General features: G+C 65.4%; 11 protein-coding genes. 5 read left to right on the top strand and 6 right to left on the bottom strand.

Features of this window, described 5'->3' with window-relative positions; all coding sequences use genetic code 11:
- The first annotated feature begins 6 nt into the window (after positions 1 to 6).
- A complete protein-coding gene (locus tag Q6A47_RS07040; RefSeq protein WP_029612883.1) occupies positions 7 to 621 on the top strand; it encodes an NAD(P)-dependent oxidoreductase in 615 nt (204 codons plus the stop codon).
- A gap of 7 nt (positions 622 to 628) precedes the next feature.
- On the opposite strand, the gene Q6A47_RS07035 is transcribed toward Q6A47_RS07040, so the two are convergent.
- The gene (locus tag Q6A47_RS07035; protein WP_039579648.1) at positions 629 to 1,552 is read right to left on the bottom strand and encodes an AraC family transcriptional regulator; all 924 of its coding nucleotides are present in this window, start codon (positions 1,550 to 1,552) and stop codon (positions 629 to 631) included.
- 203 nt (positions 1,553 to 1,755) lie between these two features.
- Between Q6A47_RS07035 and Q6A47_RS07030 the strand changes: the two genes are divergently transcribed.
- Positions 1,756 to 2,049 carry a putative quinol monooxygenase gene (locus tag Q6A47_RS07030; protein WP_029615039.1) on the top strand — a complete coding sequence of 98 codons (294 nt, stop codon included), beginning with the start codon at positions 1,756 to 1,758 and terminating at the stop codon, positions 2,047 to 2,049.
- Positions 2,050 to 2,110: 61 nt separating this feature from the next.
- Positions 2,111 to 2,344: a hypothetical protein gene (locus Q6A47_RS07025; protein WP_039579645.1), complete on the top strand. Its 234-nt coding sequence runs from the start codon at positions 2,111 to 2,113 to the stop codon at positions 2,342 to 2,344.
- Here Q6A47_RS07025 and Q6A47_RS07020 read toward each other — a convergent pair whose 3' ends face one another.
- The 5 genes from Q6A47_RS07020 to bglX all read right to left on the bottom strand — a co-directional run bounded on the left by Q6A47_RS07020 (position 2,345) and on the right by bglX (position 10,082).
- Positions 2,345 to 2,950: a flavin reductase family protein gene (locus tag Q6A47_RS07020; protein ID WP_304483696.1), complete on the bottom strand. Its 606-nt coding sequence runs from the start codon at positions 2,948 to 2,950 to the stop codon at positions 2,345 to 2,347.
- 129 nt (positions 2,951 to 3,079) lie between these two features.
- Positions 3,080 to 4,399, bottom strand: coding sequence for an MFS transporter (locus Q6A47_RS07015; protein ID WP_039579642.1), 1,320 nt, complete (start codon positions 4,397 to 4,399; stop codon positions 3,080 to 3,082).
- Between the two features lie 222 nt (positions 4,400 to 4,621).
- Complete coding sequence (mifR, locus tag Q6A47_RS07010) at positions 4,622 to 5,956, bottom strand: sigma-54-dependent transcriptional regulator (RefSeq protein ID WP_295485670.1); 1,335 nt, start codon at positions 5,954 to 5,956, stop codon at positions 4,622 to 4,624.
- Positions 5,950 to 7,710, bottom strand: coding sequence for a sensor histidine kinase (locus Q6A47_RS07005; protein WP_304483695.1), 1,761 nt, complete (start codon positions 7,708 to 7,710; stop codon positions 5,950 to 5,952). The genes mifR and Q6A47_RS07005 overlap by 7 nt, the downstream gene beginning before the upstream one ends.
- An 80-nt stretch (positions 7,711 to 7,790) precedes the next feature.
- Entirely contained in the window at positions 7,791 to 10,082 is a 2,292-nt protein-coding gene (gene bglX / locus Q6A47_RS07000) for a beta-glucosidase BglX (protein WP_304483694.1), read from the bottom strand.
- A gap of 185 nt (positions 10,083 to 10,267) precedes the next feature.
- Between bglX and Q6A47_RS06995 the strand changes: the two genes are divergently transcribed.
- Together Q6A47_RS06995 and Q6A47_RS06990 are read left to right on the top strand one after the other, a co-directional pair.
- Entirely contained in the window at positions 10,268 to 10,885 is a 618-nt protein-coding gene (locus tag Q6A47_RS06995) for a TPM domain-containing protein (RefSeq protein ID WP_304483693.1), read from the top strand.
- A gap of 68 nt (positions 10,886 to 10,953) precedes the next feature.
- Positions 10,954 to 12,162, top strand: a complete 1,209-nt coding sequence (locus Q6A47_RS06990; RefSeq protein ID WP_304483692.1) for a class I SAM-dependent methyltransferase — start codon at positions 10,954 to 10,956, stop codon at positions 12,160 to 12,162.
- The last annotated feature ends 7 nt before the right edge of the window (positions 12,163 to 12,169 follow it).

The raw sequence follows: 12,169 nt of genomic DNA, 5'->3' as shown, positions 1-12,169 counted from the left end.
TTTCCCATGAGCAAGATCGCAATCATCGGTGCCACCGGCCGCGCCGGCAGCCAGTTGCTGGAAGAGGCCGTGCGCCGGGGCCATCAGGTGGTCGCCATCGCCCGCGACCCGTCATCGCTGCAAGGACGTCCAGGCGTCACGGTCAAGGCGCTGGACGCCAAAGACGGTGACGCACTGCAAGCGGCCGTCAGCGGCGTCGATGCGGTGTTGAGTGCCGCGCATTTCTCCACCCTCGAACCCCAGGCAATCATCGGCCCGGTCAAGCGCGCCGGGGTCAAGCGCCTGCTGGTGGTCGGCGGTGCCGGTAGTTTGCTGCTGCCGTCCGGGCAACGGGTGATCGACAGCCCTGACTTTCCGGACGCCTACAAGGCCGAAGCGAGTGCCGGGGTACGCTTTCTCGACGCACTGCGCCAAGCGTCGGAGCTGGACTGGACCTTCCTCTCGCCCTCGGCCGAATTCGTCGAAGGCGAGCGCAGCGGGCGCTACACCTTGGGCCTGGACCATCTGCTGATCGGCGCCGACGGCAGGAGCTGGATCACCTTCGCCGACTATGCCATCGCCCTGATCGACGAACTGGAGAAGCCGGCCCATTCGCGTCAGCGTTTCACCGTCGGTTACTGATTCGCCGCTAGCTGGCACCCGAGCGCAAGCGCGCCATGTCGCGGATCGGCGGTGCGCCGTAGAGCCGGCTGTACTCGCGGCTGAACTGCGAAGGGCTTTCATAGCCCACTCGGTAACCTGCCACCGCGGCCTCCAGGCCATCGTTGATCATCAGCCGCCGCGCCTCCTGCAGGCGCAGTTGCTTTTGATACTGCAGCGGGCTCATGGAGGTCACGGCCTTGAACCGATGATGCAAGGTCGAGGTACTCAGGTTCACTTCCCGGGCCAACTCCTCGATGCGCAGCGGTAAGTGAAAATGCTGGTTGAGCCAGGTGATCGCCTGGCTCACCCGGTGCGTCTGGCTGTTGGCCAGGGCGATTTCGTACAGCCGATGCCCCTGCGGGCCGCGCAGCAGACGATAAAGGATCTCGCGGCGAAACAACGGAGCAAGCATCGGGATATCACGCGGGGTGTCGAGCAGGCGCACCAAGCGCAGCAGAGCATCGAGCAGCGACGGGTCGGTGCGCTCCACGTACAGCCCGAGCCCGGACTGCACGTTGGGCACCAGCATCGGGCCGCTTTCGGCGATCAACTGGCTGATCTCGGCGGCGTCCAGGTCAATGCGCAGGCCCAGCACCGGCTGTTGCGGGCTGGCGTCCAGGCGCACCCGACTGATCGGCATGGCCACCGACACCACCATGTAGTGCAGGGGGTCGTAGGCATACTGCTGATCCCCCAGGAACAGGCTCTTGCTGCCCTGGGCCATCACGCACAGCGCGGGCAGCGCCAGTCCGGGCTTGGAGCGGATGTTGTCGGTGTAGCGTGACAGGTACAACTGCTCGATGGCCGAGGGCGGTCCATGAGGATCGCCGGCGTGCCGCAGGATCAGGTCAGCGAGTTCCTGACGCTGGCGCTCCAGGGTCGGATCGAGGGCGGCGAGGGCTGTGGTCATGGTCGAATTCCTTCAGGGACGGGGCCAGCATAGGTTTGGGCAACGCCAAGCGCTAGCCGGATACTGCCGGTCGATTGCCTGATCCTGCACGCTGACAGGATCAGGCAATCGACCGGCAGTTTTGGCCTAACGCCCCGCATCGGGCGGATCCTAATCTTGGCAGCCTGGCTTTCCCGTCTCGCCGGCTTTCAAGGAGATCGATCATGACCCTGCAGCAACCGGTCACCCACTTGGCTTTCATCCGTGCCAGCCGCGGCCGCTCGGCAGAACTCGGCATGCGCCTGCGCGATCTGCTCGAGCCTTCGCAGCGCAGCCCCGGCTGCCTGGCCTTCAGCGTGCAGCGCTCGCAGGCCGATGCCGACCTCTGGCTGCTCACCGGCAGTTGGCAGGACCAGCAGGCCATGAGTCGCTACTTCGCCTCGCCCACACTCACGCTGTTCGGCGACCTGGTGCAGGAGCGGGTGGTGGCAAGCATGGACTTGCATACCTTCGACTGACCACATCGGTCTTGCGCTTGCAGTAGAATCGCGCCCTTCGATCGACTGCTGGAGGGCAGTAATGGCACGCAGAGAATTCCCAGGTTTCGAAGCCGTTTCGGCGATGGTTCCAGCCGAGGGCGGTGGCTATCACCCGGCAATCGCGGTGAAAGCCCTGAACGGCGGCGGTGCACCGCGTTTTCACAAGATCCTCGAGGGTCAGGTACTGGCTTCGGCAGTGGCGACCGATGCGGCCGCCAGCGCTGAACTGGAGCGCCTGCAGGGCGTCGATGACGCGGGTGAACTGATCTGGTGATCAGGCCTGTGGGCGACGCATCTGGAACAGCTTGCCCAGTTCGAAGTAGTCCGCCGGGCCGCCGCCACGCAGGATAGGCTCGGCGGCAGCGGTGTCATAGAGACCGTCCTTGAGCAGGTGCTCGGCGATGTGCACGGCGACCACTTCGCCCAGGATCAACCAGCTGGGCACCAGCGCTTGGTCGGCGCGCTTGAGCTGCACGATCTGCGTGACCTTGCACTCGAAGTTCACCGGGCTTTCGCCCACACGCGGCACGCTCACCACCTTCGAGGCGGCGGGTGTCAGGCCGCTCAGGTCAAACTCATCGACGTCGGCCGCGACCGCTGCACAGCTCTGGTTCATCTGCTCGGCCAAAGGACGGGTGGCCAGGTTCCAGACGAACTCGCCCGTCTGTTCGATGTTGTTCAGGCTGTCTTTGCGACCGACGCTGCAGAAGCCGATGATCGGTGGGATGTAGTTGAAGGCGTTGAAGAAACTGTAAGGCGCCAGGTTCAGGTGGCCGTCGCGATCATGGGAGGAGATCCAGCCGATGGGGCGGGGACCGACGATGGCGTTGAAGGGGTCATGGGGCAGGCCGTGGCCTAGGGCGGGTTCGTAGTAGTACATCGGTACAGGGCCGCGGCCCTTCCTCTGGGATGAACGAAGCGCCTAGTGTGCCAAGCCTTGGCTGGGGTGGGAATGGTCTGAAACGCAGGCCGGAATCGCGAGTGCGACCCCGGCCCCGAGCACTGTCACTCAGTCAGTGGTGATGCGCGAGTGCTGCTTGGTGTCCTTCATGGTCGCGTAGACCAGCAGCGAGCACGCGATGCAGCCGGTGACGTACCAGTAGAAGCCGGTCTCCATGCCGATGCTCTTGAACCACAGCGCCACGTACTCGGCCGTGCCGCCGAAGATCGACACGGTCAGTGCATACGGCAGGCCCACGCCCAGGGCGCGAATCTCGGTGGGGAACAGCTCGGCCTTGACCACCGCGTTGATCGAGGTATAGCCGCTGACGATGATCAGTGCCGCCATGATCAGGAAGAACGCGCCCCACCAGCTCTGGATGGTGTGCAGGGTGCTGAGGATCGGCACGGTGAACAGCGTACCGAGCACGCCGAAGGCGATCAGGATCGGACGTCGACCGATCTTGTCGGACAACCCGCCGATGATCGGTTGCAGGCACATGAACAGGAACAGCGTCGCGGCCGAGATGGTGGTCGAGTCGCTGATGCTCATGCCCACCGTGTTGACCAGGTACTTCTGCATGTAGGTGGTGTAGGTGTAGAAGGCCAGGGTGCCGCCCATGGTCAGGCCGACCACGGTCAGCAGTTCCTTGGGATGGCGCATCAGGGTGCGCATCAGGCTTTCCTTGGATTTCTCCTTCTTGGTGAACGACGCGGTCTCTTCCATGCCGCGGCGCAGGTACAGCGCCACCACTGCACACAGCGCGCCGATCACGAACGGTACGCGCCAGCCCCAGGCGTACAGCTGCTCGGTGGTCAGGGTGTTCTGCAGGATGATCAGCACCGCCAGGGCGATCAACTGGCCGGAAATCAAGGTCACGTACTGGAAGCTGGAGAAGAAGCCGCGACGCTCCTTGCTGGCCATCTCGCTGAGGTAGGTGGCGGAAGTGCCGTATTCGCCGCCGACCGACAACCCCTGCATCAGGCGCGCGATGACCAGCAGCACGGGCGCTGCGACGCCGATGGTTTCATAGCCCGGAGTCAAGGCGATGACCAGCGAGCCGGCGCACATCAGCAGGACCGAGGCCATCAGCGCCGCCTTGCGGCCCTTGCGGTCGGCGTACAGGCCCATCAGCCAACCGCCGATCGGACGCATGAGGAAGCCCACGGCGAAGATGGCGGCGGTATTGAGCAATTGTGCGGTGGTGTCGCCAGCCGGGAAGAAGGCCTTGGCGAAGTACAGCGAGAAGGCGGCGTAGACGTACCAGTCGTACCATTCGACCATGTTGCCGATCGATCCGCTGAAGATCGATTTCAGTCGACTGGCGGTGGTCTTTTCGGCAGCGGGCGCAGTGGCCGCCCCAGTGGGCAGGGTGGTGGCGTTATCCATCAGGGGATACCTTTTTCGTTGTTTTTGTGAGACGCGCAGGGTCGCGCTTGAAAAAGGGATTGCAGAAGCTGTGCCAAATGGGAGCACGCTGCGCCGTTTCAGGGCGCTAAGCCTCGTGGCTGAGGCCTTGGCAGGATTTCCCGCTGCACCTCTACATGGCACGTATGGCCCGTCATGAGCGGATTTCCGCTTATCTAAGCGCGGTCGTGGGCAATAATCCGCTCATTGAGGATCGAGAAAATCCTCACGGGTCAGGCCATGACGCTGCATTTTCTCGTTGAGCGTGCGTCGCGGTAGCTGCAATGCCTCCATCACCGCCTTGATTTCCCCCCCATGCTGACGCAGCGCCGCGCGCAGGCACTGTGCCTCGAAGGCCTCCATTTGCTCGCTGAGCGAGTGCGCGCCCGGCGCAGGTTCGACCGGTGTCGAGTCCAGACCCAGGGCATGGCGTTCGGCGGCATTGGCCAGTTCCCGCACGTTGCCCGGCCACTCGCGTGCCAGCAACTGCGCCAGCATCGCGCCAGACAGCGGCGGGGCACTGCGGCCCAGACGCTCGGCGGCGGTGCGCACGAAGTGCTCGAACAGCAGGGGGATGTCCTCGCGCCGTTCGCGCAAGGGCGCCAGCCGCAGCTCGGCGACGTTCAGGCGATAGGCCAGGTCTTCGCGAAAGCGCCCGGCGCGGGCCTCTTCGAGCAGATCGGGTTTGGTCGCGGCGATGATCCGCAGGTCGACGCGGATGCTCTGATTGCCACCCAGGCGTTCCAGTGTGTGCTCCTGAATCACCCGCAGCAGCTTGGCCTGCTGGGCCAGCGGCATGCTTTCGATTTCATCGAGAAACAGCGTGCCGCCATTGGCATATTCCAGCTTGCCGATGCGCTTGCCCTGGGCGCCGGTGAACGCACCGCTCTCGTGGCCGAACAGTTCGGCTTCGAACAGCGCTTCGGGGATGGCGGCGCAGTTCAGTGCCACGAAGGGTTTTTCTGACCGTGGACCGAAGTCATGCAGGCAGCGCGCCACGCGTTCCTTGCCGCTGCCGGTGTCGCCGCGAATCAGCACGTTGACCGGCAGTGCGGCCAACTCCAGCACCTGGCGGCGCAACTGCTGCAAGCCTTGCGACATACCGAGCAAGGTGCCTTGCAGGCGTTCCTTCAAATCGGCCTGGTGGTGCAATGCGCGGTTGGCCAGCACCAATTGGCGTTTCTCCAGCGCCCGGCGCAAGCTGCCCAGCAGGTGCTGCGGTGTGAAGGGCTTTTCCAGGAAGTCGTAGGCGCCGTTGCGCATGGCGTCCACCGCCATGGGCACGTCGCCGTGGCCGGTGAGCAGGATCACCGGCAGTTCGGCGTCCAGTGCGTGCAAGCGTTCGAGCAACTGCAGGCCATCCATGCCCGGCATGCGCACATCGCTGATGACCACCCCGGGAAAGTGAGGGGGCAGTTGCGCCAGGCACTCTTCGGCTCGGGCGAACAGTTGCACGCTGAAGCCAGACAAGCTCAGCCACTGCTCGACCGCCGTGCGGATGCTCGCTTCGTCGTCGACGACGATCACTGAATTCAACATGCAGGCTCCAGGTCGCGGGGCAGGGTCAGGGTGAAGCGGGCGCCGCCAGGCAGATTGTCGACCTGCAACTGACCGCCCGCCTCATGGACGATGCCATAGGAAATCGCCAGGCCCAAGCCCAGGCCTTCGCCCACGGGCTTGGTGGTGAAGAACGGGTCGAAAACCTTGGCCAGATCGGCCTGGGCGATGCCGCCGCCGGAGTCGAGCACGCTCAGGCGCCACTGCCCGTCGCCGGCTTCGATGCGAATTTCCAGGCGCTTGTAAGGCTTGTCGAGCATGGCGTCGAGGGCGTTGCGCAGCAGGTTGATCAACACCTGCTCCAGACGGATTGCATCGCCGCGCACCCAGGCCGGGCGCGCCAGATACAGCGCCACCTCGACCTGCTCGCTGCGTAGACGCGTGTCCATGAGTTCCAGCGCCTGGTCGACCACACCGGCCAGGTCCAGCCGTTCGCGCAGCCCGCCGGGGCTGTTGCGGGCGAAGGTCTTCAGATGGCCGGTGAGCGCGGCCATGCGTGTGAGCATGTGTTCCAGCGGCTCCAGTGCCTGGCGCGCCTGTTCGATGCGACCGTGGTCGAGCAGCAGGCGCAGGGTCTCCAGTTGCATGCGCTGGGTGGTCAGGGGCTGGTTGATTTCATGGGCCAGGGCCGCCGACATCTGCCCCAGCGCGGCCAGTTTGGCCGACTGCACCAGACCTTCCTGGGCGGTGCGCAGCTCGCGGGTGCGGGCTTCCACCAGACGCGTCAGCTCCTCGCGGCTGCGTTGGCGCAGGCGGGCGATGCGCAGGCGCTGGCTGACGAACAGCACGGCAAAGGCCAGGCTCAACCACACCGCCGCGCCGAGCAAGGCGGCATTGCGGGCGTCCTCGCTCACCTGGGGTTTGCGCAGCAGGTGCAGGGTCCAGCCCTCGGTGGTCAGCGGCAGGCTTTCCCAGAGGTAGTCGGCGCTGCCCTCCGGCCCCTTCACCCGGCGCAGCGTGCTGCGCTCGTCGAAGCGGCTGAGCAACTGATGCTGCAGCGGTATCAGCGGTTGCTTGTCGTATTGGCGGGTCTGCGCCAGTTCGGCGCGGTCGTCGTCGCTCAACGGCAGCAGCTCACGATAGCGCCAGCCATTCTGGTTGGCGATGAAGGTGATCCCGCGCGCGTCGCTGACCAGCAGCACGTCGTCGTTGCCTTGCCGCCATTCGCGTTCCAGTTCGGGAAACTCGAGCTTGACCACCATCGCGCCGAGGAAGCGCCCCTGTTCGTCGGTCACGGCGTTGGAGAGGAAGTAGCCGGGCACGCCACTGGTCACACCAACGGCATAGAAGCTGCCGCGCCCCTGCACGCGGGTCTGCTTGAAGTAGGGGCGAAAGCCGTAGTTGGAGCCGACGTAGGTGGTCGGCAGGCGCCAGTTGCTGGCGGCCACCGCCAGTCCGGTATGGTCCAGCAGCTCCAGGGTGGAGGAATTGGCCGCGCCGTTGATGCGTTCGAGCTTGTGGTTGAGCACGCGCTGCAGGGGTTCGCCGACCGGGCCGCGCAGCGCGTCGATCAACTGTGGGTCGAGCGCCAGCACCGCGGGCAGGGCGCGGTAGCGTTCGATCAGCGTGTGCAGGCCATTGGCGTAGAGCGTCAATTGTTCGCTGGCCCGCCGTGCATCGGCCTGCATCGCCTGGCGCTTGGCGTGCTGCATGGCCCAACTGGCGCTCAGGGCGGTGCCGATCAGGATCAGCAGGACGATCAGGCCCAGACGTAGGGCGCGCAGGGGTGAGGGCATGGGTGGATCCTGGGGAGGCTGTTGGCCGTGTCTAACCTAGGCCGCTCCTGCAGATCCCTCGCAGGAGCGGTACCTGCGCGCTACAGCAGCTCGAAGCTCTGCTGCTGCACCGCTTGCGAGTCCAGGCCGACCTGGACGTTGAACTGTCCCGGCTCGGCGACATGCTGCAACTGGTCGTTGTAGAACTTCAGGTCGTCCTCGCTGATGGCGAAGGTCAGGGTGCGCGCTTCGCCAGCCTTGAGCAGCACCTTCTGGAAGTGCTTCAACTCCTTGACTGGGCGGCTCATGGACGCGCTGACGTCCTGGACATAGAGCTGCACCACGGTCTCGCCGTCGAACGTGCCGGTGTTCTTCACCGTCACCTCCGCCTGCAGGGTGTCGCCGTGCTTGAGGGCCGTCTTGGACAGGGCCAGGTCCGACAGCTCGAACTGGCTGTAGCTCAAACCGTAGCCGAACGGATACAGCGGCCCATTAGGCTCCTCGAAATACTGCGAGGTGTAGTTGCCGGGTTTGCCTGGGGTGTAGGGGCGACCGATGCTCAGGTGGTTGTAGTACATCGGGATCTGCCCGACCGAGCGCGGGAAGGTGATCGCCAGCTTGCCCGACGGGTTGTAGTCGCCGAACAGCACATCGGCGATCGCATTGCCGCCCTCGGTGCCGCTGAACCAGGTCTCCAGGATGGCGTCGGCCTGCTCGCGCTCCCAGGCGATGGACAGCGGACGGCCGTTCATCAGCACCAGCACCAGCGGCTTGCCGGTGGCTTTCAGGGCCTTGATCAGCTCGCGCTGCACGGCCGGGATTTCCAGGGTGGTGCGGCTTGAGGACTCGTGGGACATGCCACGCGACTCGCCGACCACGGCCACCACGACATCGGACTGACGCGCGGCCTTGACCGCTTCGTCGATCAGCACGGCGGCCGGACGCGGGTCGTCGACGATTTCCGGGGCGGCGAAGTTGAGGAAGTTCAGGTAGTCGACGATGGCCTTGTCGCCGCTGATGTTCGAACCGCGGGCATACACCAGCTTGGCCTTGCCCTCGGTGGCACGGCGCAGGCCTTCGCGCACGGTCACCGAGTGTTCGGGCCGGCCGTCGGCGGCCCAACTGCCCATCATGTCGATGGGGGCGTCGGCCAGCGGGCCGACCAGGGCGATGGTACCGGCCTTCTTCAGCGGCAGGGTCTGATCGCGGTTCTCCAGCAGCACCAGGCTGCGTCGAGCCACGTCGCGGGCGGCCTCGCGGTGCAGACGGTCTTCGCCGTAGTAGTCCTTGAGGTCGGTGTCGGGTTTGCCGATGCGCACGTAGGGATCCTTGAACAGACCCATGTCGTACTTGGCGCCGAGCACCTCGCGCACGGCCTGGTCGAGCTCGGCCTGGGTGACTTCGCCGGACTTCAACAGACCCGGCAATTCCTGGCCGTAGAGCGTGTCGTTCATGCTCATGTCGATGCCGGCCTTGATCGCCAGCTTGGCCGCCTCTCGGCCGTCACGGGCCACGCCGTGGCGGATCAATTCCTGGATCGCGCCATGGTCGCTGATGGTCACGCCCTTGAAGCCCCATTGCTTGCGCAGCAGGTCGTTCATCAGCCAAGTGTCGGCAGTGGCCGGCACGCCGTTGATCGAGTTCAGCGCCACCATCACCCCGCCTGCACCGGCGTCGAGGCTGGCGCGGTACGGCGGCAGGTAGTCGTTGTACATTTTCGGCAGGCTCATATCGACCGTATTGTAGTCGCGCCCGCCTTCCACGGCGCCATACAGGGCGAAGTGCTTGACGATGGCCATGATGCTGTCCGGCTCGGCCGGGCTCTTGCCCTGCAGGGCGCGGACCAGGGTCTGACCGATCTTCGAGGTCAGGTAGGTGTCTTCACCGAAGCCTTCGCTGGTGCGGCCCCAGCGCGGATCGCGGGCAATGTCGACCATCGGCGCGAAGGTCATGTCCAGGGCGTCGGCCGACGCTTCGATGGCCGAGGTGCGGCCGACCTTGGCGATGGCGTCCATGTCCCAGGTCGCGGCCAGGCCCAGGCTGATCGGGAAGATCGTGCGTTCGCCGTGAAGGGTGTCGTAGGCGAAGAACATCGGGATCTTCAGCCGGCTGCGCAGCGCCGCGTCCTGCATCGGGCGGTTTTCCGGGGCGGTGCGCGAGTTGAAGGTGCCGCCAATGCGCCCGGCGGCGATTTCCTCGCGGATTTTCTCGCGCGGCATTTCCGGACTGATGCTGATCAGGCGCAACTGGCCGATTTTTTCTTCGACGCTCATCTGGCCGATCAGGTGGTCGATGAAGGCCGCCTTGTCTTCCAGGGGCGGTGCGGAGGGGGCGGCCAGGGCCACGTGACTGACCAGGCCCATGGCCAGGCCCAGCAACGGCAATTTCATCATCAATTCCATCATCCATCGATTCGCTCGCCGCTGTGGCTTCGCGGCGACTGTTGTTGTGGTGCGCTGGCCGTACTGCGCCCTGCGGCTGCGGCGGATTATGCCCTATAAGCGCGTGCCGATGAGATACACTGCCGGCGTCCCGTCGCCGGGACCACGACAATAAGAACGAGCGAGTACTTCCGGGCATGATCCCCATCGACGAATATCAACGCCGCCAGGTGGCCGAAGCCATCGCCCGCGCCGAACAGCGCACCGATGCCGAACTGGTGGCCGTACTGGCCCGTCGCGCCGACGACTATCCTTACCTGCCCCTGCTGTGGGCCGCGCTGTTGGCCGTATTGCTGCCGGCGCTGGTGCAGTGGTTGCTTGGCTGGCCGGGCCTGCGCGGCTTGCTGGTGACCCAAGTGCTGCTGTTCGTCGCCTTCTGCCTGTTGCTGCGCACGCCCTGGCTGGCCGCCCGCCTGGCACCGCGCCTGCTGCGCCGCCGCCGCGCCGCCGCTTTCGCCCAGCAGCAGTTTCACGAGCAGCACCTGCAGCGCACCGCCGGCACCAGTGGCGTGCTGATCTTCGTCTGCGAGGCCGAGCGCTTCGTCACCATCCTCACCGATCAAGGCACCGCCCGACACCTCGACGATGCCGCCCGTGCGGCACTGGTGGCGCGGTTGAGCGAGCGGGTGAACCAAGGCAGCACCCTGCAAGGTTTCGTCGAGTGCATCGATGCCTGTGGCGAACTGCTGGGGCGCACGCTGCCTTCGATCGGGCGGCGTAATCAACTGACCAATCAACTGGTGGTCCTGGACTGAGCCTCGGGCGCCGGCCGGTAAACCCTGTAGAATGCCGGCCATCACGCATTTTCGAGGCTGCTCCTTTCATGTCTTCCGCCACACCTGCGCCGGACGCCCGCGACCAATTTCTCAGCCTGCTGAGCGACGCCCTGCACCGCCAGCACCTGCTCAAACTGGTGCTGGCGCGCCCCGTCGGGGCCGACGGCAGCCTGCAGCGCATCATTGCCAAACCGGTGCAGCTCAAGGGCCAGGCCTGCCTGTCGCTGGTGTATCGCCACCAGACCCGCGACATCACCCGCAATCTGCCCCTGGACGCGGCGCTGACGCTGGTGGCCGAGCTGCTGCCCGAGCAGTTTCGCAATGCTCACCTGTTCACCGCCGAGGGCGAAGTGCAACTGGGCTTCAGCAAGAAAGGCAAGGCGCTGCTGCAGCGCCACGCTGCCCAGGCGCCGAGCCAGCAGGCCAGCAGCGGCCACGACCGGGAGAAGAAACGTTACCTGCAGCTGTCGCGGCCGTTCCTGCGCGACCTGGGCGTGACCGACGGGCAAGGCGCGCTGATTCCGTCGATGTCGCGCAAGTGGAAGCAGATCAACAAGTTCATCGAAGTCTTCGACCATGCCCTGGCCAGTGCGCCGCTGACCCAGACGCAACCGCTGCGGGTGGCCGACTTCGGGTCGGGCAAGGGCTACCTGACCTTCGCCATGCACGACTACCTGTGCGACACCCTGGGCCGCGAAGCGCAGGTGACCGGCGTGGAACTGCGTGCGGACATGGTCGAACTGTGCAACGCCGCCGCGGCGCGTCTGCAGCATCCGGGCCTGGTATTCCAGTGCGGCGACGTGCGCAGCGTGGTGCCCGAGGCCATCGAGGTGATGATCGCCCTGCACGCCTGCGACATCGCCACTGACTACGCGATCCACACCGGCATCCGCTGCGGCGCGTCGATCATCATGTGCTCACCGTGCTGCCACAAGCAGATCCGCCCGCAGTTGCACAGCCCGGGTTTGCTGCAACCGATGCTGCAGTACGGCCTGCACCTGGGCCAGCAAGCCGAGATGCTCACCGATAGCCTGCGTGCGCTGTACCTGGAGGCCTGCGGCTACGAGACCAAGGTGTTCGAGTTCATCTCCCTGGAGCACACCAACAAGAACAAGATGATCCTGGCGGTCAAGCGCCGCCAGGCCGGCGATAACGCAACGCTGCTGGGGAAGATCGCCCAGCTCAAGGCGTTCTACGGCGTGCAGGAGCACTGCCTGGAAACCCTGCTGCGTGCCGACGGCCTGATCCCCGGCTGAGCGTATC

Source organism: Pseudomonas boreofloridensis (genome assembly GCF_030580795.1).
Classification (GTDB): domain Bacteria; phylum Pseudomonadota; class Gammaproteobacteria; order Pseudomonadales; family Pseudomonadaceae; genus Aquipseudomonas; species Aquipseudomonas boreofloridensis.
This window is presented reverse-complemented; position numbering and strand designations above follow the sequence as displayed.